This window comes from Chryseobacterium sp. Tr-659 (genome assembly GCF_011752975.1).
In the GTDB taxonomy this organism is placed as follows: Bacteria; Bacteroidota; Bacteroidia; order Flavobacteriales; family Weeksellaceae; genus Chryseobacterium.
The window spans coordinates 98863-124394 of the sequence record NZ_VWWP01000004.1 but is presented as its reverse complement, the minus strand read 5'-3'; the positions used below and the strand labels follow the sequence as shown (position 1 = coordinate 124394).

Below are 25532 nucleotides of genomic sequence, written 5' to 3'. Positions count from 1 at the left end.
AATATGAATTGAAAATATTTATAAGCTATGCAGTATAAAACAGAATTTTGTTATGGTATAATATATTTAACTCTCAATATTGATTAACACTCAAAAATCTCATTGATAGCAAGAACCACAAAAGAATTTTTACTGTTGTTAATAGATTTTGTTTTATAGGAAGTTATATTTTTTTATGTCAGGTTTAATTAAAAAAAATCATACAATGAAAAAAACACTTATTTATCTATTATTGACAGGGGTAAATATCACCGTATATTCACAGATATGCTTCACATCCTGTCAACGGAACAACTATTTTAATATAATCTCCAAGAAAATGAAAGTGTATGCTGATAATGCATGGCTGGATTATGCTCATGAAGCAGCAATCAATAATGCAATTGATGTCAGCCTTCAGAATGGTACTGAAAATCCGAACGTAAAAGTAATTGTTGGCTCCGGGCTTAACACTTAGCTATAGTTCTATTAGTTTAATTGCCATTCTATGGTTTGCATCTGTAAATGAGTAGTTAATCGCACTCGTGTTGCCGGTAATTCGCAGATCCCATGTATGGTTACCGGTGGGAATGCCTGAAATAATAAAATTTAAGGTGGAGGCTATTTTTTGAGGATTTTCATAGTATTGAGAAATTCTGTCTTTCTCGACTCCATCCATATAGAGAATAAAACCTATTGTGACCCCTCCCACAGTACAAGACATTCCGGCGTAGCCTGTGAAAAATAAATTTCCTCCCCTCTGGCTGGTAAAATTGCCACCTGCAACACTCCTCTGTCCGCCCGGCGCTCCAATAGTATTTACATTAGGCATTGGTGTACCATCAGCAATAAGTATTGTTTTTACAGCGGGGGGAGCGGTGTAGCTTAAAATCTTCCATTGATTAGTTCCATTATCAAAATAATAGTATCCTTTAGTGGTGATATTTATCCTTTGAGAAGCTGTGTCTCCAGCGCTTATATCAGTTATATATATTATTGCCCCATCCTGATTGGGTCCATATAACGTATTGCCTTTTGCTGTGAGCTGTGCTCTTGTAAGTCGGGGAGCAATCAATCCGTCCGTATCTGTTACAGTGCTTTTCCCTTTTACATCTAGAGTAGCCGAAGGGGAGGTGGTGTTGATACCCACTTGCGCGCTGATTGTCATTGAAAAGGCCGATAAGGCAATTGCAAGAGTTAAAATAATTTTTTTCATAACGGCAATGGTTGTTGTTGATTTTAATAATTGAATATTTTATTTTAATTTTTAATTTTTTATAAATGTCTTTTTTTACGAAAATTATTAGTTTTTTGAATTGTTTAAAAATGCAATTTATGGGGTAAATTTAATTAATATTGATAATAATAATCGCTTTTTTTAATAAATTTTGTGTTTAAAGTAGTTTTATTTTGAATATTTATTGTTTAAAATATTGTTATTTTTAATGTTTTTGCATTATTTATTTATTATTTTAAAGTATTATTTGTTAAAATAAAATGCATATTTATCCTGATGGCGCAATTATTTTTTTACGAATGATGTGTAATTTTTTGAATTTCTGACCTTCTGCCAAAAGGGCAAATTTCTCTATTTATAGATTGATAATATTAACAGGGAGGGTTCATATGCAAGTCTGCCAGATTGCACACATAAATTCATATTATTGTTGTGACCGGAACTTTTAAGAGTTTACTTTTTAAATTAAATCGTGATTATGCAAAAAATAAAAACGCCTCAAAAAATGAGGCGTTTTAAAATCAAATTGATGTTGTTAAAGACTAATAAGCTCCTTTCTCAATATAGTGAGCTGCTACTTTTTCAGTTAATGCCACTACGTTTGGATGGTTGGTATACTTCGTAAATCTTCTTAATCCGGAAAGCATCATTCTCTGCTCATCTCCTTCAGCGAAAGAAACAATTCCTTCTTTAGCTGAAGTGATGATCTTTTCAACAGCTTTGTAAAGGTTCAGCTGAGCCATTGCAGCTTCCACAGAATCAGGAGAGAAGTGTTTTTCAGCTCTTAATATCGCAGATTCTGCCATATAGATCTGGTTAAGGATTTCGGAAGCATTCAATAATAAATGCTGCTGTTTTTCAATATCCATCATGAATTTCTGAAGTGCAGCTCCGGAAACCATTAAGAACACTTTCTTAAGGTTAGCGATAATTGCTTTTTCTTCACTCATAAATTCAGAATAATCAGGAACTTCAAATGAAGGAATACCCATCAATTCTTTGCTGATTGCCATTGCAGGAGATAAAAGATCCAATTCACCTTTCATTGCTCTCTTAATAAGCATTCCTACGGCTAATAATCTGTTGATCTCATTGGTTCCTTCATAAATTCTTGAAATTCTTGAATCTCTCCATGCTGCTTCCATAGGCGTATCTTCAGAGAATCCCATACCTCCGTATACCTGGATTCCTTCATCAGCCGTATTTTGAGCAAGGTCGGAAACGAATACTTTAAGGATTGAACATTCCACAGCAAATTCTTCAACACCTTTAAGTTCAGCCGCCTGATGATCCATACCTCCTGCAACTAATTCATCAATTTTATCCTGAATATTTTTAGCGGCTCTGTAGGAACCTGCCTCACTTACGAAAACTCCGGTTGCCATTTCAGCAATTTTCTTTCTGATTGCTCCGAAAGTAGAAATAGAAACTCCAAATTGTTTTCTTTCGTTAGAATACTGAATGGAATGGTTTAAAATTCGTCTCTGAGCGTCCAAACAAGCTGCTGCTAATTTGATACGACCCACATTCAATGCATTTAAAGCGATCTTAAAGCCATTATTTCTTTCTCCTAAAAGATTTTCTACGGGGATCTTCATATCATTGAAGAAAACCTGACGGGTAGAAGAGGCACGGATACCTAATTTATGTTCTTCCTCACCGAAAGTTAAGCTTTCAGGGTTTTCAAGTTCAGATCTGTTGATTACAAATCCTGTGATATTTTTATCATCATCAATTTTAGCGAATAGTGTAAATGTATCTGCAAATCCTGCATTAGAGATCCACATTTTCTGCCCGTTAATGATATAATGTTTTCCGTCTTCGGAAAGCTTTGCTTTTGTTTTTCCTGAATTAGCATCAGAACCTGCATCCGGCTCAGTAAGGCAATATGCTCCGAATTTCGTTCCTGTAGCCAGATCCGGAAGGTATTTTTTCTTCTGCTCTTCTGTTCCGTAAAGAACAATTGGTAAGGTACCAATTCCGGTGTGTGCCCCATACGCCGTAGCCAATGAACCTGTAGTTCCGGAAATATAATCGCAGGCAAGCATTGTGGTTACAAAGCCCATTCCAAGACCTCCGTATTCTTCAGGAACAGCAATTCCCAGCATGCCCATATCACCTAGCTTACGCATTGTTTCTTCAGTAAATGCATAATCTTTCTTCTCAAAACGCTCTCTTTGTGGAACTACTTCTCTGTCTATAAATTCTTTTGCAGAGTCACGAAGCATTTTTTGTTCTTCGTTCAGTTCTTCAATACTGAAAATTTCGCTTGCAGGAATTTGTTTGATTAGGAATTCCCCGCCCTTTACTATGTTGCCCATTTGTTATTATTTTAAATTTTAGATTATGATTTTTGAGACTTTCAGATAATAGACAGATAGATTATAAATGTTGAATCTTGTCTATTATCTCTTTGTCTATTTTCTTGGTATCTATAAAAGTTCAAAAATAGAAGCTGCTCCTTGTCCTGTTCCCACACACATAGAAACCATTCCGTATTTGTTGCCTCGCTTTCTCATTTCGTCAAGAAGTTGAACTGTTAGTTTAGTTCCTGTACATCCAAGCGGGTGTCCAAGGGCAATAGCTCCTCCGTTTACGTTTAGAATGTCTGGATTCAGTCCTAATTCTTTTTTAATAGCAACAGATTGGGAAGCAAAAGCTTCATTAAGCTCGATCAAGTCGATATCTTTTAATTCTAGACCAGCTTGTTTTAATGCTTTTGGAATAGCATAGATAGGTCCCATTCCCATAATTCTTGGTTCCAATCCGGCTGCTGCGTAAGCTACTAATCTTGCTTCCGGCTGTAACCCTAATTCTTTTACCATTTCCTCGCTCATTACCATTACGAAAGCGGCCCCGTCACTCATCTGAGAGGAGTTTCCGGCAGTTACACTACCTCCGTTCGCAAATACAGGTCTTAATTTGGCTAATCCGGCTAAAGAAGTATCTGCTCTTGGTCCTTCATCTACGGAAAAGTCAAATTTTTTAGTCTGCAATTTCTGATTTTCATCCAGGAAGTTATATTCTACAGGAATGGGAACGATCTGATTGGCAAATTTTCCTTCCTGATTGGCTTTTAACGCCTTCATATGAGATTCAAAAGCAAACTGATCCTGTTCTTCTCTCGTAATATTATATTGTTTTGCTACTTCTTCAGCAGTGTAACCCATTCCCCAATAGTAATCAGGGTTTGTTTTTGCAATATCCGTTTCCGGAACCGGCTTGTAACCTCCCATCGGAATGTATGACATAGATTCAGTACCTCCTGCGATGATACAGTCTGCCATACCGGCCTGAATTTTTGCAGAAGCAATAGCAATCGCCTCACTTCCTGAAGCACAGTATCTGTTTACAGTAACTCCCGGAACTTTATCTGTGTTCAACCCCATCAAAGAGATCAGACGTGCTACATTCAGCCCTTGCTCGGCTTCAGGCATAGCATTTCCTACGATAAGGTCATCAATTCTGTTTTTATCTAACTGTGGAAGTTCAGCCATTAATTTTTCAATAACGGTTGCTGCCATAACGTCTGGTCTGGTAAAACGCAGGGAACCTTTAGGTGCTTTTCCTACTGCCGTTCTGAATCCTTTTACGATGTATGCTGTTTTCATTTTTTTTAATTAAATTGTTTTTGAAAAGTTTTTTTGCCTCGTAGAGGTAAACTGTTCAGAGTATTGTTTATGCTTTCTTTGTGGAGCTCCGTAGGAGCGACCTGTTAATCACTAATCCATTCAAATAAATATTTTGGATCATATTCTATTTCAAATTTTGACATGAAATCCAGATATTCTTCTCTAAAAGTTTTCTTTTTATGATGTTCTTCCTGATTTAAAATATATTTTATAACAGAATCAACACTGCTTTTAGAATAAGAAAAAGCTCCATAACCTTCCTGCCAATTGAATTTTTCATTCATCCATCCTTTTTCGTTGATGAATTTTGAGGAACATGCTTTAATATCTCTTACTAAATCGGAAACCGAAAGTGCCGGATTCATACTTACAAGAATATGGACATGGTCTGACATTGCAAAAACTGCGAATAATTTTTGTTTTCTATTGGAAATAATACCTGTAATAAACTGATGTAATTCTTCTCTGTTTTCTTTTGAAATCAGATTTTGTCTTCCTTTTACAGCGAAAACAATTTGAATATAAATCTGAGTGTATGTATTTGCCATAAGATTAACAGGTCGCCTCTACGAGGCTCTCCAGTTTTTAAAATTATTCCATACCATTAACAGTTCGCTCCTACGGAGCTTTCCATTAGTTTCTTAGCGGTTTTCCATTCTGTAACATGTACTGGATTCTCTCTAAAGTTTTTCTTTCACCACAAAGCTGAAGGAATGTTTCTCTTTCAAGATTCAATAAATATTGTTCAGTAACAACTGTTGGTTCAGATAGATTTCCACCTACCATTACGTTGGCTAGCTTATCTGCAATTTTCTTGTCATGTTCGGAGATATAGTTTCCGGTTAACATCTGGTCTGTTCCCACGTAGAACATACCTAATGCATCCTTACCAAGAACTTTTACTTTCTGTTCAATAGGCTGAGTATATCCTTGTTCTGCTAATAATTTTGCTACTTTTTTAGCTTCGGCAATTTGTCTGTTTTTGCTTACAGAAACAATGTCTTTTCCTTTCTCAAGAATTCCCATATCGTATGCTTCATATGCTGAAGTGGCTACTTTACCCATAGCGATATTCATGAAAGCATCACGAAGTCTGTTATTTTTAACATCATCATTATGGAATTCTCGTGAGGTTCTTAAAGTTAGCTCCTTAGTACCACCTCCACCAGGAATTACACCAACTCCGGTTTCAACAAGTCCGATATACGTTTCGGCTGCTGCAACTACGCGGTCTGCATGCATTGTCATTTCACATCCGCCGCCTAAAGTCATTCCGTGAGGAGCAACAACTACAGGAATAGAGGAGTAGCGTACTCTCATCATTGATTTCTGGAAGTAAGCAATTGCCATATTTAAATCATCCCAATCCTGCTCAATAGCCATCATGAGAATCATAGCAAGGTTGGCTCCTACAGAGAAGTTTGCTCCCTGGTTTCCTACCACTAATCCGTCGTATTCTTTTTCTGCTAAATCAATAGCTCTGTTTAGTCCGTCCAGAACTTCGCCTCCGAGAGAGTTCATTTTTGAGCGGATCTCGAAGTTGATGATTCCGTCTCCTAAATCTTCAATGGCAGCTCCGGAATTGCTCCAAAGTGTTTTGTTTTTTCTGATATTGTCTAAGATGATGAAAGCATCCTGTCCCGGAATATTATTGTAGTTTCCTGAATTCTTATCATAATAGATGCTCTGTCCTTCATCATTTACTTTATAGAAAGATTCTCCTTTTTCAGCTAAGGATTTTACCCAGTCAGAAACTTCGTAACCTGCATCTTTAGCAAGCTCGATTCCTTTTGCAACGCCTACGGCATCCCAGATTTCGAATGGTCCGTTTTCCCATCCGAAACCAGCTCTCATAGCATCATCAATTTTATAAACTTCATCTGAGATTTCAGGAACTTTATGCGAAACATAAGCGAATAATGCTCCTAAAGATTTTCTATACAGTTCACCGGCTTTATCTTTGCCCCCGATGAGAACTTTGAATCTATCAATTGGTTTGTCGATAGATTTTGTTAATTCTAATGTAGGGAAGGATGATTTTCCTTGAAGTTCATATTCTAACGTATCAAGGTTTAATCCATGAATTTCAGATTTTCCATCTGCATTTTTCACTTTTTTATAGAAACCTTGTTCAGTTTTTGAACCTAACCACTTATTATCCATCATTTTCTGGATATAATCTGGAAGGGCAAATACATCATTAAAGTCATTCGCTTCAGCACCGCTTTGGCGAACTCCGTTAGCTACCATCACTAAAGTATCAAGACCCACTACATCAGCAGTTCTGAATGTGGCAGATTTTGGACGGCCGATGACAGGGCCTGTTAATTTATCAACGTCAGAAACCGTTAATCCTAGTTTCTGTACATTGTGAAGAAGATCCATCATAGAGAATACACCGATTCTGTTGGCAATGAATGCTGGAGTATCTTTAGCTAAAACGGTTGTCTTACCTAAGAATTTAGCACCATAATTCATATAAAAATCTATGATCTCAGGATCTGTATCATTGGTTGGGATAATCTCTAAAAGAGGAAGGTATCTTACCGGGTTGAAGAAGTGGGTTCCTGCAAAGTACTTTTTGAAATCTTCGCTTCTTCCTTCCGTTAGGAAATGAATAGGGATACCAGATGTATTAGAAGAAATCAATGTTCCGGGCTTTCTGAACTGTTCAATCTTTTCGTATACAGACTTTTTAATATCAAGCCTTTCTACAACTACTTCAATAATCCAGTCTGTATTTTTTATTTTCGGTAAATCATCATCGAAGTTTCCGATTTTGATTCTATCTGCAAACTTTGGTGAATAAAGAAGTGCAGGACTTGCTTTTTTTAGTTTTTCAAAGTTTTCGGAAGCAATTCTGTTTCTTACTCCCTTATCATCTTTGGTCAAACCTTTTTTCTGTTCAGCTTCTGTCAGTTCAAAAGGAACAATGTCTAAAAGTGACACTTCAACGCCTATATTGGCGAAATGAGCTGCAATACCGCTTCCCATAATTCCTGAACCAAGAACCGTTACATGTTTGATTCTTCTTTTCATATGTAAATATTTATTATTTATAAGATTATATGAACCTTCCGGCTTCATGATAATTTATTTCCTGTTATTTAATAATTCGTTGGCGATTTTCATGATTTCACCCATTACTTCCTTAAAGTTTTCCATCTTTTCCGGAGCAATTTTTTCCATCACTTTTTTATTGAAGTTGACAACCACTTCTTTTGACATGTTTCTGGAGTTTAATCCTTTATCTGTAAGTTTAATAATGACCTCTCTTTTATCAGTGGTCGTCTTTTCCTTATAGATATATCCGTTATCTTCAAGAAGTTTGATGATTCGTGTTAATGAAGTAGGTTCAATAGCCATCTTCGGACCAAGATTTGTGCTTCGGGTCCCTTCTTTGGGATCAATTTTAAGAAGAGTAAGGGCCTGCACTGCAGTGGAATCATGTTCCTGGGCTAATTCTGTGTACATTTTAGAAACAGCCAGCCAGGTCTGTTTTAAAATTAAATCTACGTTTTCTATTTTTTCCTTATTATTATCCATCATTTTTGCGCTAATGGTTTTACCCAAATTTAGTAAATATTATGCATGCATAGTATTTATTAACGTTAAATTTTGTTAATAACCTGATAATAAATTGATTAAATTGTATGATTAGCATAATACTATGCATGCATAGTATGTGAAATAAATAAAGAAAAAGCTGTATTAATGAATGTTTTTCAGGTAATTAATGATTTCTTCAAAAGATTCACATTGTTCTTGTTCGGAATCTTTAGTAATTACCCAAAAGCTGTCCTTAAACTCAAAATTAAGGAAAGAAAGGTCTTTTGAGAAGTTTTTTTGAAGCAAAGAGTACAGCATTTCCTTGTGAAACTGGGGTGCAGAGATCTGAGGCGGAATGAAACTTTCACTCATTTGAAATAATGATGCATTGGTAAGCTCATCATGCTGAAGTAAAATGTCCTCTACAATTCCATAATGCAATTGTGAATTTTTTACATACCATATTTTATCTGCAAATTCTTTGGCGAGTCTCCAGTCATGAGACGAAAATAAGATAAGTTTATTTTGTTCCTTGGCTAATTTTCTTAATGTTTTAAGGATAATGATTTTGTTTTTCTCATCAAGATGAGTGGTGGGTTCATCAAGGATGATGATAGGAGAGTTTTGAGTAATAGCCCGCCCGATAAATGCTTTTTGAAGATTTCCATCCGAAAGATTTTTCAGAAGGGTATATCTGTACTGACTAAGATCGAGTTCTTCAATAATATCAGCAATTTCTTCACGGTCCTCTTTTTTTAATTCAAAATAAAACGGATAATAAATATACTTTCCCAGAGAAATAAGATCTTCAACCGTATAATGCTGTGGAATAACAGATTTTGAAAAGACAATGGCAATATTTTCAGCAATTTCTCTTACGGAAAGATCCTTGATATTTTTACCGTTAATTAAAATTTCACCGTCAAGTAAAGGAAGCTGATGCAGAATAGATTTAATCAGAGTTGTTTTTCCTACACCGTTATTACCAATCAGTAAACACACATCACCAAGCTTTAGATCCGCATTGGCATTGGTAATTAAAGTTTTGTTGTATCCGATATTAGCTTGGTTGATCTGTAGGTGCATATTTGAATTGATTACGCGAAGTGTAGAACCTTTTTACAAAAATAAGGTTTTAAGGGACAAGGGATCTGGCTTTGTCAAAATTTTTATTTATAAATTATTTACAATTCTTGTTACGCCGTTTTTGAAAACATTAGATTGAAAATTAAGCAATAGTCCCAATTTACAATTTGTCATTTTTAAATAAGTTAATAGCTGTGCTTTATGATTAGGTGATAGATATTCAACTGTTTTTATTTCCAGAATTACTTTGTTTTCAACTATCATATCAAGTCTGAAAGCATTATCTATTTTCAAATCTTCATAAACGATGGGAATAAGCTTTTGTTTTTCTACTAAAAACCCTGATTTTGTTAATTCATAGAACAGACATTCTTCATATACATGTTCAAATAAGCCTGCTCCAAGTTTTCTATGAATTTTTAAGCCTGTTTCAAAAATTATTTTTGATAATTCATTTTCTGTCATTTGTGATGTTTTGTTAGGCTTAAATATATGAAATATTAGAATAAGCACATGTCTATGGTATTTGTAACATTTAGTATTTCAATAATTTAAGTTTTGAATTTATTGAAATAATATGCAAAGGCCGCAAAGGTATTTTTAATACATTAGATATATTTTAAGGCGCGAGAAAATCGAAAATTTTCGACGAGGGATTATGGTAATTTTTGTTTGGAATATTTAAAATATGCGTTATCCAATTTTATCGGAGATAAAATCTTTGCGTCTTAAAAATATGTAGATTTTAAAAGTTTCTTGTGCCTTTGCGTTTCCAACAAAAAAATCTAAACTTTATTCTGTTTCAAAAGCATCATCAGAATCACTGGAATTCCAAATACCGAGCTTATCACATTCAACGGGATTTGTGTTTTTTCTGCAATTACTGAGAAAAACAACATAATCAGCATTCCCAGAAACATATTAAGAATCCATTGCTGCCAGAGTTTGGACGGATTATAGACCAGTCTGCAGAAGTGAGGTACAATGATTCCGATAAATAAGATAGGGCCTAGAAACGCGGTGATAGAAGCAGATAGGAGAGAAGATGCCGCTATTATCAATATTTTCAGCATTTTCAAATTAACTCCCAAACTCTGTGCATAAGAACTTCCCAAAGAATTTCCGATAAGTGGTTTTATAGCTCTGAAACAGAAAAATAAACCAATAAATACCATAATTGATAACACATAAATTTGATTTCGGGTTACCATATTATTAGCTCCAAAAGACCATAAAATATAATTTTTCAGGCTTTGATTTTCAGCATAAAACTGAAGCAGGGATACAATAGCACCGGCAAATGCAGAGACAAGAAAACCAAAAATGATAAGGTAAGATTTATCCTGGAATTTGTTGGACATTGATAGTAATACTAACATCAGTACCAAACTTCCCCCAATTGCAGCCAAACTCAGGAAACTATTCTGCAGAAATTCAGGAAGCATAATATTATGTGAAAAGAAAATATAAAATGCTACGGATAAACTGGCTACCGAAGTTATTCCTAATATATCAGGTCCTGCAAGAGGATTCTGAAAGTATTCCTGCATCAGAAAACCGGATGTGGGAATTGAAATTCCGGCAAGCATCATCACGAGAATACGATTGATACGAATTTCAGCAATCTGGCTATGTGTCGTATTTTGGAAAAAATCCTGAAAGTTTAAACTCAGAAATCCTGTGTTCAGATTAATAACTGCACTTATAATAATTGCAATCACCAATAATAAACACAGGATTTTAAATCTTTTTGACATGATTCAGAAAGAGGCCAGTCTATTTTATTTTAAGAAAGAATCAATTTTTGAATTCAATACTTCTTCCGTCATCATTCCCAGATACTCGTCAGTTTTATCTCCCTTTCTCATAAAAGTGAAAGGAATGGAGCCGCCGTCCCATTGCTTAAAATTATTATGAAAGAAATTAGGATCTAATTTCTGACCGTCCAGTAAAATAATATTCTTACCCAGATTGTTTTCCGTAGCAAAGTCTTTAACAGCAGTGTTCCATTCTGCCTTATCATCAAGATTGATAAAAGTGAATTTTACAGGTTTCCCCTTCAATTCTTCCATCTTATTTTTAAAACTTGGAATTTCTCTCATACAAGGCCCGCACCACGTTGCAAAAAAATTTGTTACATAAAGGGTATCATTATTTTTGGCTAAATGCTGGCCTACACCTTCAGGAGAAAGTTCTTTGGGAGCAGATGTATTTGCTTCATTACCTGTGGCTTTGGTTACAGAAAGTGAATCTGAAGCAGATGCGGTTTCTGTTTTCTGACTTTCTTTTTTGCAGCTGTAAAGTGCAGTAAGAAGCAAGGTGGATAAAATTATCTTTTTCATAAATTATTTTTTATCTATTTTTGAATTGAAGTTATGGAACAACAAATCTATAAAGGGAAACTGATACAGTTTCATCCGTTAAAAATAGCGAAAAAGGAAGAGCTGACCAAAAATACTTTCTCCCTGGAGTTTGAAATTCCCGGGAATTTAAAAGATAATTTTAAGTTTGAGGCCGGGCAGTATGTCAGTGTAAAATTCCAGTCACAAGGTAAAGAAGTTATTAATGATTATTCAATGACTTCGGCTCCGTATGAAGGGAAAATAAGCCTTGGTATTAAGGTGAATTCTCCTGATGGAGCTACTTCCCAACTATTTCAGAATTATAATACAGGCGATGAACTGCTGGTAAGTGAACCAGGTGGGAGATTTACATTAGTTTCCAAGCCAAGTGAATTCAGAACGATTGTTGCTTTTGCCGCAGGGATTGGAATTACTCCTATTCTGAGTCATTTTAAAAATATTCTTCATACAGAGCCCAGAACCAGGCTATTTTTGTTTTTCGGAAATAAAAGCTCTGAAGACCTGGTTTATCGTGATCAGTTAGATAATCTTGCAAGAACGTGTGGTGACAGGCTTCAGATATTTTACTTTTTTTCTCAGGAAAAAACAGGAGATCAGTTTTTCTATGGCAGACTGGATGAAAAGAAATTGAATTTAATCATCAATCAGATTCTTCATTTGGATGATACGGACGAGGAATCTACGATTTGGGATGCTGTAGATGAAGTGCTGATCTGTGGAAAAGGAGAGATGATCAAGACATTAGCGAATGCCTGCTATCATCACGGAATTCCCAAAAAGAATATTCACTTTGAGCTTTTTGAAGAATTTAACGATGATATTTATCCGGTAGAAAAAGAATTCCCTTTGATTGAAAATATAGAAGTTGAATTTACTATGCTGGGAAAAAATTATACCACTATACTTCCTGATAACAGAGATAAAATTCTGCAACAGCTTTTGATTCAGAAATTTCCGGTGCCATATTCCTGTAAATCCGGAATTTGTGGCAGTTGTGAATGCTCTTTAGAAAAAGGTGAGGTAGAATTGCTTGAAAATGAATATCTTACTGAAAAAGAGGAAGCGCAAGGTCATATTTTAGCATGCATGTCGATTGTGAAAAGTCAAAAAATAAAGCTTAACTTTGATCTTAGTTGAGAATTATTAGGAACATATTTAACTTAGGCTTTATATCATTAGAATTGGGAATTCTGATGATATGTTTCTGTAATGTCTGGGTTTTCGGGCTTACCAATGGCCGTACGTATACCAAAATATCCAAAATTCCTCCGAGGGAAGTTGCATTGGTATTAGGAACTTCTCCGAAAATGAGATCCGGACAGTCTAATCCCTACTTTACCAAAAGAATGGATGCCGCAGCTCTTCTTTATCATCATGGAAAGATCAAAAAAATTATTGTAAGCGGGGAAAAAAGTAAAGGTTATAATGAACCTGCCGCTATGAAGAATTATCTGATTTATCAGGAAGGGGTTCCTGAAGATATTATTGTAGAAGATCCGAAAGGATTCAATACCTATAAAAGCATACTGCGTTGTAAAGACGTTTATAAAAAGAAGAATGTGATTATCGTATCACAAGGATATCACAACCTGCGCGCCCTGTTTTTTGCAAGAAATAATGATATGAATGCTTTAGGTTTCGATGCACAGGATGTAACCAAACCCGAAAGCTTTTACAGAAATCAGGCGAGGGAAATCCTCGCCCGTGTAATTGCCGTAGTGTATTTTATTTTAGGGATCTCTCCGGATTAGAAAGGATATCCGAAAGCGATATTAACTGTAGGCTTAAAAGGCTGAATATACTTGAATCTCCATCTGTCTCCATCAGGCTTGTTGGGATCATAGATCTTATAGGCAAGGTCAACTCTGGCTGTAATATATGCAATATTTACTCTTAATCCGAATCCACTTCCTACACCGACCTGTTTCAGAAACTTGTTGAACTTAAATTCATCTCCATATCCGTCATGCTGATTACGAAGACTCCAGGTATTACCAATATCTGTAAATAAAGCGCCTTCATAAGTATTATTGAAAGGTATTCTGTATTCAATATTGGTGGTAAGTTTTAAATTACTGGTCATGTAAGTACGAACTCTTTCGTCTACCTGAGAGTCTGCCGGACCCAACCCTCCAAAAGCAACCCAGGCTCTGATATCATTAGAACCTCCATTAAAATAAGACTTAATGATCGGCATATCTTCGGAATTCCCATACGGAATCCCTATACCAATGAACTGGCGCAAAACTAAGGTCTGATTACCATTAAATTTAAAATATTTTCGGGTATCAATATCGAATTTTACAAACTGTGCATAAGGTAAGCCGAAAATAGTTCTTTGTGGAGAGGTAACAAGCCCTCCGCTGTTATCTTTTTTATTGAACAGACTTAAGATGTTACCAGCCAGTTCTACTTTTCCGTTAAAATAGAAAGCATTGGGGTAATCTTTTTTTCCGATCTCACTATAAACAAAGTTATAGATCATTGAAGAAATCAGAACATCCTGAGTCTGCCTGTCTTTATTGACCAGCGTTCCTAAAAATGCAATTAATTGGTTGCCGCCGGCCTGATCAAGGCTGGAAATATATCCTGTATCCTTAATGATCTGTTCGGAAATCTGATCAATTGTCTTCTGCCCGGCAGCGAATTCAGTTCCTGCTGTGGGGTTATAGGCAAAATAACTTCCGAATACTTCTCTTCTTACAATGTCATCATTGGCAAAATAATCATAATAGGCATCTTTGTTTTTAGTAAGACTGACCTGGGTATTGAATAATGTTAATTTATGATATACCTGATCATTGACGTTTGCCTGATAGTTCAGTCCGGTATTAAAAATAACTCTTCCCAGACCAATATTATTCTGTATAGAGGCTCCCAGCAAAATAGAGGAAGTAGGGGTGTACCGCTTAGGGATAAATTTGTAATAATTAAAAGGTAACAGCAATTTCGGGAAGTTCAGGGATGCCTGAGCCGATATCTCAAAAGCGGCCATTCTTTTATCAATATCCTTTGTACTTCTAATGGATCCGAATGTTCCGGAAAGACTGGTAGAAAGGTTTTCTGCCCCTTTAAAAAGGTTTCGGGTAGTAAGATCCACGGAAGGAGAGATTCCCAGATTTAAGAGCTGAGAATAATTAACATCGGTTCCTACTTTAAGTTCATATTTCGGAAGCGGTTTTAGGACATATAAAACATCAACAATACTGTCATTGGGTGCCGTTATGCCTCCTTGTCTCAAAGAGTCTCTGGCTTTTACAATACTGAAATTATTCATGGATAAGAGGTTTCTCTTGGTCACATCCAGCGTATTTTGATCATATACTTTTTTGCTGTCCGGAATAATAGCCCTCCAGATGGATGAAATTTTATACTTATCATTCATCGTATGGAACCTTATCCTTCTTAAACTGTCTTTTTTAGTGTTTTTCGGGTAATCGCCGGGCTCATCAACAATGGCAACATCTATATTGCCGAAAGTCGCAATTTTATATGGACTATCAAGTGAATCTTTATGAATCTCCAGCGTTAGAGGAACCTTTTTTCTGCTTTTCAATGAATCTGCAACAAAATAAACCTCATCATTAGAACTGTTGAATTTGTAGAATCCGAAGCCTCTCATAAGATCTGTAATTCTTGTAACCTCCTTTTCCAGAACCGTCTGGTCAAGAATTTTTCCGGAACGGATAAGACTTTTGCTCAAATCGTAATTATAGTACATTTTGATCTTAGGATCGGGAATATTAAAGTAATAATCTTTAATAATGGTGGGGTCATTATGCTTAATGAAATAATTGACTGCCGCTTTTTTTGATGCAGAGTCCAGGCTGTGCTTAAATTTTACATCAGCATCCCAAAATCCCCTGTAAGTAAGTCTTTTCTTGATGGATTCGGCACTTTTCTCACTTTTGGTCTGGTCCAGAATTACAGGAGGAGATCCCCAACTGTGTAACAGACGGTCAAAGAATAATCCTTTACCGATGCTGCTTTGCATATTATATTTAATGAATAAAGAATCTCTCAGTTTCTGATTTCTCATTTCACGAGGATAGGTCATGTATTCATTAAGGATGGTATCGTATTTAGGATTTGCCATATTGTATAGAGCAAGACTCAGCGGCATGAACAGAAATTGTTTTTTGTTGGGCTTCTGTTGGAGGTAATCTTTCAGTTCCTCATCAAAAAATTCTTTCTTATCCTCGAATTCTAAACTGTTCTTAGTAAGCAGGTATTCGCCTTCCGGAACTTTTTTTGTCGTACTACAAGCATAAAGGAGACCAACAAATGTTGCAAATGAGATAATTTTATAATATTTTTGAGGAGAATTCTTATAATGCTTACAGCTCATACAATAAAAGTTTTACAATCTTTAGATAAAAAGAAGTTCAGACAAAAATACAATTTGTTTTTGGTTGAAGGTAATAAAATCATTTGTGAACTTTCTAATTCTAACTTTAAAGTTAAAGAAATATTGTCAACCGATCCGCAAAAATTGGACCGTACTGATATCCCTGTTACCCATATCTCTGAAAATGAATTAAAAAAAATAAGTTTTCTTAAAACTCCGAAAGATTCCGTGGCGGTATGTTATCTGGCGCAGGAAGAAAAATGGGAAGACAAGAATACTCAATTGGTTTTGGATGGAATACAGGACCCCGGAAATTTAGGAACAATTATTCGCCTGGCAGATTGGTTTGGAATTGAACAGATCATTTGCAGTGAAGATACTGTGGACTTCTACAATCCAAAAGTAATTCAGGCAAGTATGGGATCTTTTACCAGGGTAAATATGGTTTATACTGATCTTGTGGAATATCTTTCCGGGACACAAAATGTAAATATCGGGACAGATATGGAAGGAGAGAATCTCTATACGTTTGAGAAACCGGAAAAAGTCAATCTTATTTTAGGGAATGAAGGAAACGGAATGAGACCAGAAACAGAAAAGCTTCTGCAGAAATGCATTAGTATCCCAAGATTTGGAAAATCCCAGTCTACAGAAAGCCTTAATGTATCAATGGCTGCCGGGATTATTTTAGGACAGTTGTTTTCGAAATAGACTTTTAGATTTCAGACATCAGATTTCAGATGTATGGATTGAGTGATTAATTTTCTCAAACATATTAAAAGTCTGAAATCTGATGTTTGACCTCTACAAAAATTGTCATATCAACTGTTCCATACTGGAAACACTTTTATTCTTTTGATAGACTTCCATCTTTTTTCTCACATATTTCAAGGCAATAGGAGCAAGATAGATTAAAGCAGCACCAATTAGCTTTTTTTTCCAATTAGAGCTCTTCATATTCTTTTTGGCGTAGTTTCCTACAATGGCGGTTACTCCCAGCTTCACAAGCCCGTCTGTAATATTTCCCCCTTTGAATGCAGAACTTGCGATACCAACCGCAGTATTTTTACTGATCAGCAGATCTTTTACTTCTGAGGTAAGCTGTTTGGCAATGACATCTTTTCTAAGAACTACTTTTTCATCACCATCTTCATCAATCTTTTCCTGCAGATACTGATCGCTTAATCCATTGGTAAATGCACTCAAGCTTTCTTTTGTGTTTTTGAAGGTAAGAAGATTTTCAAGATCATGTATTTCACCCTGAAGCAGCTTTTTCTTTCTTCTTAATTCTTCTATGCTTTCATATTTTCTGCCCATAGTTTAATGATTTAAAAATTTAATAACCTGATCTGCAACAGTATTAACAATCTTATTTTTGAAGGCAATCACAAAAGCCATTACCAACGCATAAAATGCAGCAACAATTAAGAATCCGTAAGAATAATTATCCAACGCTTTCCCGATGAGGAAGGCAATTCCGAAATTGAAAAGGATAATAAAAAAAGCAAAAGCAACAAGCAGTACTACAAAGTAGGTAATGAGCCCGGCAGAAAGAGAAGACTTTTCTGTAGCTTCTATTTTCAGAAGATCGATTCTCTTGGAGGCGTATTCTTTAATAGTTTCTATCATTGTTTTTTTTTAAAGTTACAAAAAAAGGAACTTTCGCACAAAAGTTCCTTTCTGTAATTTACTTAAAAAAGATAAATTACGTATTATTTTTTAAGATCATTCAGTTCTGCTTCCACATCTTTTACTACATCTGCGGTTTTAGAAACAATCTGATCTTTGTATTTGTCATATCCGTCTTTCACAGTATGTGCTACGCTATTTGCCGTTTCTTTGAAAGTAGAAGAAATATTGCTGTATTGGTCTTTTACTTTTTCAGAAACTTCTCCGTATTTATTTTTAGCCTGATCTTTTAGATCATTTGCTTTAGTTTTGATTTTTTTTCTGGTTTCTTTCCCTTCTTCCGGAGCGTATAGCATTCCTAAGATTACACCCGCTGCAGCACCTGCAAGAAGTCCCGCTAATATACCTGCTGTGTTATTTCCTTTTCTAGACATTTTAAGTTTTTTAATAATTAATAATAGATTAGTTTTTACAGTAATAAAACTTACAATTTGTGTACCAAAGGAGGCTTTTAGCCTATTAAAAATTGTTAAATCTTTTCGATGTGAGATAAAATAAGTGCTATGGTTTCTTCTTTGGTAAGATCGGAGTTGTCTATAACGATAGCGTCGTCAGCCTGCTTCAATGGGGCTATTTCACGCTCACTATCAATCTTGTCTCTTTCAATAAGATTGTGCTTTACCTGCTCTTTATCTGCTTCAATGCCCAGGCCTTTTAACTCCAGAAATCGTCTGTTGGTTCTTTCATCAATACTGGCAGTCAGGAAGAATTTATAGTCCGCATTTGGCAGAACTACTGTCCCAATGTCACGTCCGTCCATAATAACCCCGCCTTTTTCTGCCAATGAGCGTTGTGACTGCAGTAAAAAGTCTCTTACTTCTTTCTGTTTGGCAACGAGACTGACGTTTTCAGATACAATATTAGTACGGATTTCTTTAGAAATATCCGTATCATTAAGGAAAAGAATCAGCGTTCCTTCATTGTTTTTAAATTCAAGCTTGATATGACCGAAAGAAGAGAACAGGCTGTTCAGATCAATTTCATTGTTCTCGTTCAGACAATGCTGCAATGCATACCAGGTAACTCCTCTGTAAAGTGCTCCTGTATCCATATGAATAAGTCCTAATTGATCAGCAATGATTTTAGAGATAGAACTTTTTCCGGTAGACGAGTACCCATCAATAGCTATTACAGGTTTTTTCATACTGCAAATTTCAAGATTTTTTCTTAAAAATCAAGACTAAGTAAAAAAAAATCAAAATAAATAATAAAATTTCAGAATCAGAATTTATTCTCCTCTGTGGCTGGAAAGGTCCATAGAAATTCCTATCTGATTGACATTCGAAGAGTTGTGGTATCTTACGTGGGCGTAATCAATACGGAATCTTGAAACTTTAACTCCAAACCCTGCTGAAAGTCCTGAAAAATTTCTCTGGTCTGCCACCGCAAGCTCATTTCCTCTTTTTACATTATAACCCAATCTGATATTGAAGTTCTTTTCCGGAAATAATTCTGCTCCCAAAGAGAAATGATCAGCAATTTTTCTGCCTACATTTATTTTTTGTCCGTCTAAATTGTATTCCGAAGAAATGTCGAATTTTTGAAGGTCATGTGCCGTAATCGTAATAGCAAGAGGGAAGTTTTTGATTATTTTGGTATATCCAAGATCCACTCTGAACGGAAGATTTTCTCTGGTTCCATTGAATGATTTCAGCTGAAAACCAAAATTTCTCAATACAAGAGAAAGAACTTCTTTGTTTTTTTTATTGTGATAGGTAATTCCCGCAGTTCCTGAAATAGCGGAAGAAGTATAATTATCAATTTTTGAGGTAATGAAATTCAATCCTCCACCAATCGTCCAGTCTTCTTCAAACTGGTAAGCATAACCAGCACCGATTGCTACATCTGAAGCTTTGAACTCTCCGTTTTCGAAACCGTTCTCATCCGTTCTCGGAATACTTCCGTAGCTCATATACCTCGCATTGATGGTAGCCATGTGGCCGTTTTCAAAGTCTTTGGCATAGGCTATGGTTCCGTATTTAGAATCGGCAAGATAAGCTGTAGCGTTTACAGAAAGTTGCTTGTCTGAATCTTTATTTAACAGGGCCGGGTTTGCAATAGCAAAGGAAACATCATAATCTCTTACCGAAATCGCATCGCCGCCCAAGGCAGCTTGTCTTGCAGATACAGGTACGTTTAAGAACGGATAAACATTTGTTCCTGTTTGCGCATAAGAAACAATTCCTGATAGAAATAATGAAAAAATGATAATTTTCTTCAATTCAATTTATAATTAATGCAAAAATAATCCTTTTTCGTACTTTTCAAAATATTTCTGACATTATTTCTGATTAAATATTTTTCTTTTACCAATATTTTTAATGATTATATTTGCAAAATCAAATTCCGGGGAAACCCACACTAATAAAAAGTTACTAAAAATAAAAGATGAAATATAAAAGAATCCTTCTGAAACTAAGTGGAGAGGCCTTAATGGGGAACAGACAATATGGTATTGACAATGAAAGACTGCAGGAATATGCAGCTGAGATCAAGAAAGTAGTAGAAAAAGGCTGTGAAGTAGCGATCGTCATTGGAGGAGGAAATATTTTCCGTGGTGTAGCAGGAGCTGCAAAAGGAATGGACAGGGTGCAAGGAGATTATATGGGAATGCTTGCAACGGTAATCAACGGTATGGCATTACAAGGAGCTCTTGAAGATGCAGGTATCAAGACAAGACTTCAATCTGCAATTGAAATGGACAAAGTAGCAGAGCCATTCATCAAAAGAAGAGCTGTAAGACACCTTGAGAAAGGAAGAGTAGTGATCTTCGGTGCAGGAACAGGAAATCCTTATTTTACAACAGATACTGCTGCTACATTGAGAGCAATCGAAATCGGTGCTGATGTAATCTTAAAAGGAACAAGAGTAGACGGAATTTATGACAGTGATCCTGAAAAGAATGCTGATGCCGTGAAATACAATTCATTGTCTTTCGACGAAGTATTTGAAAAGAATCTTAAAGTAATGGATATGACTGCATTTACCTTAAGCCATGAAAATAAATTGCCTATCATTGTATTTGATATGAATAAAGAAGGAAATTTAGAAAGAATTGTAGATGGAGATAATGTAGGTACTTTGGTTGATTTATAATCAGTTTTATAAAAAGATATAAAAAGCACCTGTCGCGATAATCGTGACAGGTGTTTTTGTTTTACTATTAATAATTATTCATTTACTTCAACATTTTGCCGGGCGCTTTCCTGCTCTACCTGAATATAACGGGCGGAAATCCAGCCGATGATCTGACTTATTATTTTCAGGATCATATCAAGTCTTGTGACGATAGTTACTCCCGGTACCAGCTTTGTTGGAGATGGTTTGGGCAGCGGCTGCGGTAAAATAAGACCGTTTACCTGAGGATGACCATCGCTGGCCGGAATGCCGGAATACATATCTACATGTTGTAAGGCCAACTGAAACATATAGTCATGTATTGTTTCAGGAGGTGTTTTGATAGTAACCGATCCGTCTGAGTTTTGAAGTTTACCGGGAAGAGATTGATTCTGTACCCTTGTATAGGTTGCACCTGATTTGGAAGCATCATCAATGGCAATTTTTCGTAAAGCTTCCAATATATAGATAACTGTATTTGTAGTTGGCTGGCCGTATATATCAACAATTTCCTTCAGATCTGCCTTCTGCCAGGCATGAGGAACTACATCCAGATCATTCCAGTGCATGGTATTCCAACTTTGATAAGTGCCTGATTGAGCCTGCCATCCTGGAGGTAATGGTGGAAAAGTAGTATTGAAGAGTTTGGCAAATGCGGCCTCGCCCGGAGTTGGTCCGGCAGTAGGGTATACGAGTGTTACCCCAAAAGCATTAAGATCTTTATTTTCTTTCAGGTAGAGAGCCAGTGTAGGAGATAGAGCTCCTGCAAGGCTGTGCCCACAAAATATAATTGCTGTACCAGGATCTGGCCGTAAACCGGCAAGAAACTGCTGCAATGTGGTATTGGGCGCTGCTGCATTATTAGGACTTGTAAGTCCGAGAAGTATGCTTATACCGGTAGCCGTTCCTTTTGAAATATAAGGATCATTACCATTATAAGGAGATGGGGAGAAATTGGACGGATCATAAGTTGTCCAGTTTACTACCTCTGAAACTGAAAAGTCTTCTGTTTCCCAATCATACAAAGAGGACGGGTTAGTTGCCGCTATAGCAACCACATAAGCTGGAATTGTTGGCCCTCCCGGAAATGCAACTGCATCACATTGAGCTACATATAATGCATTGTCGGCAACATTGGTAGGGTTGCCTTTTTCATCGGTTTCTTCAATCAAGGCCGGGCCCCAGACAAGGTTCCAGTTTCCTAGCAACGGTGTAACTGAAGGGTTAGCAATTGACGGAGATTTTTGTTTCATGATTTCAACAGGCGGAACATTGTTGAAGTAATAAGATAAGTCATATTGGAGCTGTTCCTGCAATTTAGTACCTTTACCTTTGTAACCTCCGGCACGATTGGCAAGACTTGCCATACCAAAAACCTGTTGATAGGCATCTAAAGATGGATTTGTCATAATGTGAATAATTTAAAGTTAGTTGATGATTAAAAGTTGTTGATTTATTTCCATGGATTATTTTGTAGAAAATCCATTTTTATAATTACATTCGTTCACAAAGTTTTAAGTAAACTTCACCCAATAAGGATATAGTAAAATAAGTTATAAAAAACAGGATTTCATTAAGTGGAAATGACTAAAAATTATTCTAAGTAATTCTACGGTGCAATTTTTTCTCTTTTAGTCCAAGTTTTGAAATAGAATTTAATAGATCCTATTCTCTAAATCTGCATTATTTATGGTATCCAATGCAATGTTCAATAAAAATCGATATGCTATGCCTCTTTATATCAAAAACAATCATTATTTTTGCACCACTGAATAATAAAAACAGTATAAAAAGTACTCAGGAAACGGTAGTAATTTGTTATGTATTCAGGCTTAAACAATGTGTAATTTATCAAACTATACTATAATAATGGAAGAATTAGATCTTATATTAGAATCTGTAAAGCAAGACATGGATGCAGCTGTAAAGCACTTGGATCACGCATTTCAAAGAATCAGAGCAGGACGTGCTTCTACGGCAATGGTTCAGGATGTAATGGTGGAATATTATGGAGCAATGACTCCCATCAACCAGGTTGCCAATGTTTCTGTTCCGGATGCAATGACAATCTCTATTCAACCTTGGGACAGAACTGCAATCAATGCGATTGAAAAAGCAATCATCAACTCAAACTTAGGTTTTGCACCTTCTAATAATGGAGAAAATATTATCCTTAATGTTCCGCCTTTAACAGAGGAAAGAAGAAAAGAGCTTGCAAAGCAGGCTAAAGGTGAAGCTGAACAGACTAAAGTAACGGTAAGAAATGCAAGACAGGACGGTTTGAAAGAACTTAAAAAGCTTGATGGAGTTTCTGAAGACGTTGTTAAAGGAGTAGAAGAAGAAATCCAGACTTACACTGATAAATATGTAAAGCTTTGCGATGAGCATCTTAAGACAAAAGAAGCTGAAATTATGAAAGTATAATTTTTCAGTTTTGAAAAATATAGAAGAGGTTTCCCCGGAGGCCTCTTTTTTTTGTAGGTTACATCATAATATACGGAAGCCTATCAAAACGTGGAAATGATTTTCATGCTTTTTATCTTTTTTGTTGAAAATTAAATGAATTGAATGATAGAATGTTGTGTTTTCAGTAGTGAAATACTGTATTCTTTGCATAAAAACAAATAGCAATGATTGGCATATAATCAGTATATTTACAAAGCCAGTGTTATTTGTTTATAGATGATCTGGAAATCAAAATGCTAAAGCGATGACTAAAATTATTGGTGTAGGAAACTACATCCCATCAGAAACAATAACCAATTTATTTTTTGATAAACATATTTTTCTTAATGAAGAAGGGGTACTATTAAAAGAAAATAATGCCTCCATTACAGATAAATTGAAAAAAATTACAGGTATTGAAGAAAGAAGATATGCCCATAGTACACAGGTGACTTCGGATTTGGGAGTTATTGCAGCCCGGTCAGCAATAGAAAATGCAGGAATAGATCCTGAAACATTAGACTATATAATATTTGCCCATAACTTTGGAGATGTCCGTTTTGGAACGGTTCAGTCTGACATGGTACCCAGTCTTGCAGCAAGGGTAAAACATTTACTAGGGATAAGAAATAATTTTTGTGTGGCCTATGATGTTCTGTTTGGATGTCCCGGATGGATTGAAGGGGTGATACAGGCACACGCGTTTATTCAGTCAGGGATTGCAAAGCGATGTCTGGTGATTGGAGCAGAAACTCTTTCCCGTGTAGTGGATATTCATGACAGAGACAGTATGATCTACGCGGATGGAGCAGGGGCGGCTGTTCTAGAGGTGAATCATGATGATTCCGGTATAAAATCTCATCTGTCTGCTTCTTATACACTTAATGAGAAAGATTATCTGTATTTTGGAAAATCATACAACAATGAAAGATGCCCGGATACACGATATATCAAAATGGACGGCAGGAAAATATATGAGTTCGCCTTGTTGAATGTTCCTGATGCCATGAAGAAATGCCTGGATAGCAGTGGATATTCAATCAGTCAATTAAATAAAATTATCATTCATCAGGCTAATGAAAAAATGGATGAAGCCATTGTCAACAGATTTTATCAGCTGTATGAAAAGCCGGTTCCTAAGAATATAATGCCTATGGTTATTCACAAATTAGGAAACAGCAGTGTAGCCACTATTCCTTCTTTATTAACAATGATTTTAAAAGATGAATTGGAGCATCATAAAATCAGGAAAAATGACGTGGTTTTATTTGCTTCCGTTGGCGCAGGAATGAACATCAATGCTTTTGTTTACAAGTTCTAAATATACAATGAAAAGTATCTGAAATTATCAAAGTATAATTTTCAGCTTTTGAAAAATAAGAAAGAGGTTTCCAAGCGGAAGCCTCTTTTGTTGTTATAGACATTGTATGGGTCCTTTCTGGTCTTTGTGTTTTAATAAAGTTTGATACATTTTAAGCTGATCATCGGCATTACACTGATTTTCTTTGTTGAGGATCGTATCAGCTGATTTTTGTTTCTGGTCTGATTTTATACTGTATTTCTTTTCAAGACATTTCAATGGTTTATCATTCTGAAGATAAATACGGGTTTCTGTAATATCATCTTTTGTGATGGGCTTTTCCGGAGTTCCGCCATCAAAATTCCATTCCGTTTCCTGTCTAAAAATAAAGAAAGGTTTCCCCTCTTTGATAAAGTATTTTTCAGAGGCAGAGAAATGACTGTGCTCTGAATAAAAATGCTCAATAACCTTAATTCCATCCTTATCCGAATAAAAAACAACTTCTCCCGAAGGTTCATCATTACAATCATAAGTAAACCTTGAAGAACTCAGTTTTCCAGATTCCATTTGGGTCTGAATAACGGCGTATTCCTTTTTGATCTGATCTAAAGGATTTTCAACTGTTCCGGTGTCCAGTGAATCCTTTTTTACAACAATATTTTCTTTAGAAACAGATCCTTTATGTTCTATTGCAGCTTTGTCATTTTTACATGAAAAAATAAGAAGCAAACTCATGGTGAGAAATAGGATTTTCATATCATAAATTTTTGGGTGGCTGATAAAAATA

At 35.8% G+C, this 25532-nt stretch carries 25 protein-coding genes; 7 read left to right on the top strand and 18 right to left on the bottom strand.

Translation table 11 applies throughout. The features are described from left to right. Nucleotides 1-205: 205 nt before the first annotated feature. Nucleotides 206-457, top strand: a complete 252-nt coding sequence (locus F3J23_RS11140) for a hypothetical protein (protein ID WP_167028464.1) — start codon at nt 206-208, stop codon at nt 455-457. Here F3J23_RS11140 and F3J23_RS11135 read toward each other — a convergent pair whose 3' ends face one another. The 10 genes from F3J23_RS11135 to F3J23_RS11090 all read right to left on the bottom strand — a co-directional run bounded on the left by F3J23_RS11135 (nt 458) and on the right by F3J23_RS11090 (nt 11825). Then, nucleotides 458-1147: a hypothetical protein gene (locus F3J23_RS11135; RefSeq protein WP_167028462.1), complete on the bottom strand. Its 690-nt coding sequence runs from the start codon at nt 1145-1147 to the stop codon at nt 458-460. A gap of 611 nt (nt 1148-1758) precedes the next feature. Further along, on the bottom strand, nt 1759-3537 hold the full coding sequence (locus F3J23_RS11130) for an acyl-CoA dehydrogenase family protein (protein WP_167028459.1): 1779 nt from the start codon (nt 3535-3537) through the stop codon (nt 1759-1761). Between the two features lie 111 nt (nt 3538-3648). Further along, the gene (locus F3J23_RS11125; protein ID WP_167028456.1) at nt 3649-4827 is read right to left on the bottom strand and encodes an acetyl-CoA C-acyltransferase; all 1179 of its coding nucleotides are present in this window, start codon (nt 4825-4827) and stop codon (nt 3649-3651) included. Between the two features lie 104 nt (nt 4828-4931). Further along, nucleotides 4932-5396: an IS200/IS605 family transposase gene (tnpA, locus tag F3J23_RS11120; protein ID WP_167028453.1), complete on the bottom strand. Its 465-nt coding sequence runs from the start codon at nt 5394-5396 to the stop codon at nt 4932-4934. 85 nt (nt 5397-5481) lie between these two features. Then, entirely contained in the window at nt 5482-7887 is a 2406-nt protein-coding gene (locus F3J23_RS11115; RefSeq protein WP_167028450.1) for a 3-hydroxyacyl-CoA dehydrogenase/enoyl-CoA hydratase family protein, read from the bottom strand. A 54-nt stretch (nt 7888-7941) separates the two neighbouring features. Beyond that, entirely contained in the window at nt 7942-8394 is a 453-nt protein-coding gene (locus F3J23_RS11110; protein ID WP_167029014.1) for a MarR family winged helix-turn-helix transcriptional regulator, read from the bottom strand. Nucleotides 8395-8559: 165 nt separating this feature from the next. Beyond that, nucleotides 8560-9483 carry an ABC transporter ATP-binding protein gene (locus tag F3J23_RS11105; RefSeq protein WP_167028447.1) on the bottom strand — a complete coding sequence of 308 codons (924 nt, stop codon included), beginning with the start codon at nt 9481-9483 and terminating at the stop codon, nt 8560-8562. A gap of 87 nt (nt 9484-9570) precedes the next feature. Further along, the gene (locus F3J23_RS11100; RefSeq protein ID WP_167028444.1) at nt 9571-9948 is read right to left on the bottom strand and encodes a GxxExxY protein; all 378 of its coding nucleotides are present in this window, start codon (nt 9946-9948) and stop codon (nt 9571-9573) included. 320 nt (nt 9949-10268) lie between these two features. Then, the gene (locus tag F3J23_RS11095) at nt 10269-11240 is read right to left on the bottom strand and encodes a FecCD family ABC transporter permease (RefSeq protein WP_185156451.1); all 972 of its coding nucleotides are present in this window, start codon (nt 11238-11240) and stop codon (nt 10269-10271) included. A gap of 24 nt (nt 11241-11264) precedes the next feature. Continuing rightward, entirely contained in the window at nt 11265-11825 is a 561-nt protein-coding gene (locus tag F3J23_RS11090; RefSeq protein WP_167028441.1) for a TlpA family protein disulfide reductase, read from the bottom strand. Nucleotides 11826-11858: 33 nt separating this feature from the next. On the opposite strand from F3J23_RS11090, the gene F3J23_RS11085 reads away from it, so the two are divergent. After that, nucleotides 11859-12983 carry a ferredoxin--NADP reductase gene (locus tag F3J23_RS11085; RefSeq protein WP_167028438.1) on the top strand — a complete coding sequence of 375 codons (1125 nt, stop codon included), beginning with the start codon at nt 11859-11861 and terminating at the stop codon, nt 12981-12983. Nucleotides 12984-13039: 56 nt separating this feature from the next. Beyond that, complete coding sequence (locus tag F3J23_RS11080) at nt 13040-13597, top strand: vancomycin high temperature exclusion protein (RefSeq protein WP_410497746.1); 558 nt, start codon at nt 13040-13042, stop codon at nt 13595-13597. Here the strand turns inward: F3J23_RS11080 and F3J23_RS11075 are convergent. Next, a complete protein-coding gene (locus tag F3J23_RS11075) occupies nt 13594-16194 on the bottom strand; it encodes a BamA/TamA family outer membrane protein (RefSeq protein WP_167028432.1) in 2601 nt (866 codons plus the stop codon). The two genes, F3J23_RS11080 and F3J23_RS11075, sit on opposite strands and share 4 nt — an antisense overlap. Between F3J23_RS11075 and F3J23_RS11070 the strand changes: the two genes are divergently transcribed. Next, nucleotides 16180-16905, top strand: a complete 726-nt coding sequence (locus F3J23_RS11070; RefSeq protein WP_167028429.1) for a TrmH family RNA methyltransferase — start codon at nt 16180-16182, stop codon at nt 16903-16905. The two genes, F3J23_RS11075 and F3J23_RS11070, sit on opposite strands and share 15 nt — an antisense overlap. A gap of 105 nt (nt 16906-17010) precedes the next feature. Here F3J23_RS11070 and F3J23_RS11065 read toward each other — a convergent pair whose 3' ends face one another. The 5 genes from F3J23_RS11065 to porQ form a co-directional block, all read right to left on the bottom strand. Beyond that, on the bottom strand, nt 17011-17511 hold the full coding sequence (locus F3J23_RS11065; protein WP_167028426.1) for a phosphoribosyl-ATP pyrophosphatase: 501 nt from the start codon (nt 17509-17511) through the stop codon (nt 17011-17013). A 3-nt stretch (nt 17512-17514) separates the two neighbouring features. Further along, nucleotides 17515-17823 (bottom strand): phage holin family protein, encoded by a 309-nt coding sequence (locus F3J23_RS11060; RefSeq protein WP_047496002.1) that lies wholly within the window; start codon nt 17821-17823, stop codon nt 17515-17517. Between the two features lie 83 nt (nt 17824-17906). Next, on the bottom strand, nt 17907-18257 hold the full coding sequence (locus F3J23_RS11055; RefSeq protein ID WP_065397677.1) for a YtxH domain-containing protein: 351 nt from the start codon (nt 18255-18257) through the stop codon (nt 17907-17909). A gap of 95 nt (nt 18258-18352) precedes the next feature. Then, a complete protein-coding gene (gene cmk, locus F3J23_RS11050; RefSeq protein ID WP_167028423.1) occupies nt 18353-19027 on the bottom strand; it encodes a (d)CMP kinase in 675 nt (224 codons plus the stop codon). A gap of 84 nt (nt 19028-19111) precedes the next feature. Continuing rightward, a complete protein-coding gene (gene porQ / locus F3J23_RS11045; protein ID WP_167028420.1) occupies nt 19112-20104 on the bottom strand; it encodes a type IX secretion system protein PorQ in 993 nt (330 codons plus the stop codon). 167 nt (nt 20105-20271) lie between these two features. Between porQ and pyrH the strand changes: the two genes are divergently transcribed. Continuing rightward, a complete protein-coding gene (pyrH, locus tag F3J23_RS11040; protein WP_167028417.1) occupies nt 20272-20979 on the top strand; it encodes a UMP kinase in 708 nt (235 codons plus the stop codon). 74 nt (nt 20980-21053) lie between these two features. Here pyrH and F3J23_RS11035 read toward each other — a convergent pair whose 3' ends face one another. Continuing rightward, the gene (locus F3J23_RS11035; RefSeq protein ID WP_167028414.1) at nt 21054-22409 is read right to left on the bottom strand and encodes a lipase family protein; all 1356 of its coding nucleotides are present in this window, start codon (nt 22407-22409) and stop codon (nt 21054-21056) included. Nucleotides 22410-22869: 460 nt separating this feature from the next. On the opposite strand from F3J23_RS11035, the gene frr reads away from it, so the two are divergent. Further along, nucleotides 22870-23424: a ribosome recycling factor gene (gene frr, locus F3J23_RS11030; RefSeq protein ID WP_167028411.1), complete on the top strand. Its 555-nt coding sequence runs from the start codon at nt 22870-22872 to the stop codon at nt 23422-23424. Between the two features lie 286 nt (nt 23425-23710). Then, nucleotides 23711-24766 (top strand): 3-oxoacyl-ACP synthase III family protein, encoded by a 1056-nt coding sequence (locus F3J23_RS11025; RefSeq protein ID WP_167028408.1) that lies wholly within the window; start codon nt 23711-23713, stop codon nt 24764-24766. A gap of 93 nt (nt 24767-24859) precedes the next feature. Here F3J23_RS11025 and F3J23_RS11020 read toward each other — a convergent pair whose 3' ends face one another. Continuing rightward, nucleotides 24860-25501, bottom strand: a complete 642-nt coding sequence (locus tag F3J23_RS11020) for a hypothetical protein (protein WP_167028405.1) — start codon at nt 25499-25501, stop codon at nt 24860-24862. Between the last annotated feature and the right edge of the window lie 31 nt (nt 25502-25532).

Excerpts from the sequence above, each read along its gene's own strand:
- F3J23_RS11140 (WP_167028464.1), top strand. The coding sequence starts at position 206 with ATGAAAAAAACACTTATTTATCTATTATTGACAGGGGTAAATATCACC.
- F3J23_RS11135 (WP_167028462.1), bottom strand. The coding sequence starts at position 1,147 with ATGACAATCAGCGCGCAAGTGGGTATCAACACCACCTCCCCTTCGGCT.
- F3J23_RS11130 (WP_167028459.1), bottom strand. The coding sequence starts at position 3,537 with ATGGGCAACATAGTAAAGGGCGGGGAATTCCTAATCAAACAAATTCCT.
- F3J23_RS11125 (WP_167028456.1), bottom strand. The coding sequence starts at position 4,827 with ATGAAAACAGCATACATCGTAAAAGGATTCAGAACGGCAGTAGGAAAA.
- tnpA (WP_167028453.1), bottom strand. The coding sequence starts at position 5,396 with ATGGCAAATACATACACTCAGATTTATATTCAAATTGTTTTCGCTGTA.
- F3J23_RS11115 (WP_167028450.1), bottom strand. The coding sequence starts at position 7,887 with ATGAAAAGAAGAATCAAACATGTAACGGTTCTTGGTTCAGGAATTATG.
- F3J23_RS11110 (WP_167029014.1), bottom strand. The coding sequence starts at position 8,394 with ATGGATAATAATAAGGAAAAAATAGAAAACGTAGATTTAATTTTAAAA.
- F3J23_RS11105 (WP_167028447.1), bottom strand. The coding sequence starts at position 9,483 with ATGCACCTACAGATCAACCAAGCTAATATCGGATACAACAAAACTTTA.
- F3J23_RS11100 (WP_167028444.1), bottom strand. The coding sequence starts at position 9,948 with ATGACAGAAAATGAATTATCAAAAATAATTTTTGAAACAGGCTTAAAA.
- F3J23_RS11095 (WP_185156451.1), bottom strand. The coding sequence starts at position 11,240 with ATGTCAAAAAGATTTAAAATCCTGTGTTTATTATTGGTGATTGCAATT.
- F3J23_RS11090 (WP_167028441.1), bottom strand. The coding sequence starts at position 11,825 with ATGAAAAAGATAATTTTATCCACCTTGCTTCTTACTGCACTTTACAGC.
- F3J23_RS11085 (WP_167028438.1), top strand. The coding sequence starts at position 11,859 with ATGGAACAACAAATCTATAAAGGGAAACTGATACAGTTTCATCCGTTA.
- F3J23_RS11080 (WP_410497746.1), top strand. The coding sequence starts at position 13,040 with ATGATATGTTTCTGTAATGTCTGGGTTTTCGGGCTTACCAATGGCCGT.
- F3J23_RS11070 (WP_167028429.1), top strand. The coding sequence starts at position 16,180 with ATGCTTACAGCTCATACAATAAAAGTTTTACAATCTTTAGATAAAAAG.
- F3J23_RS11075 (WP_167028432.1), bottom strand. The coding sequence starts at position 16,194 with ATGAGCTGTAAGCATTATAAGAATTCTCCTCAAAAATATTATAAAATT.
- F3J23_RS11065 (WP_167028426.1), bottom strand. The coding sequence starts at position 17,511 with ATGGGCAGAAAATATGAAAGCATAGAAGAATTAAGAAGAAAGAAAAAG.
- F3J23_RS11060 (WP_047496002.1), bottom strand. The coding sequence starts at position 17,823 with ATGATAGAAACTATTAAAGAATACGCCTCCAAGAGAATCGATCTTCTG.
- F3J23_RS11055 (WP_065397677.1), bottom strand. The coding sequence starts at position 18,257 with ATGTCTAGAAAAGGAAATAACACAGCAGGTATATTAGCGGGACTTCTT.
- cmk (WP_167028423.1), bottom strand. The coding sequence starts at position 19,027 with ATGAAAAAACCTGTAATAGCTATTGATGGGTACTCGTCTACCGGAAAA.
- pyrH (WP_167028417.1), top strand. The coding sequence starts at position 20,272 with ATGAAATATAAAAGAATCCTTCTGAAACTAAGTGGAGAGGCCTTAATG.
- F3J23_RS11035 (WP_167028414.1), bottom strand. The coding sequence starts at position 22,409 with ATGACAAATCCATCTTTAGATGCCTATCAACAGGTTTTTGGTATGGCA.
- frr (WP_167028411.1), top strand. The coding sequence starts at position 22,870 with ATGGAAGAATTAGATCTTATATTAGAATCTGTAAAGCAAGACATGGAT.
- F3J23_RS11025 (WP_167028408.1), top strand. The coding sequence starts at position 23,711 with ATGACTAAAATTATTGGTGTAGGAAACTACATCCCATCAGAAACAATA.
- F3J23_RS11020 (WP_167028405.1), bottom strand. The coding sequence starts at position 25,501 with ATGAAAATCCTATTTCTCACCATGAGTTTGCTTCTTATTTTTTCATGT.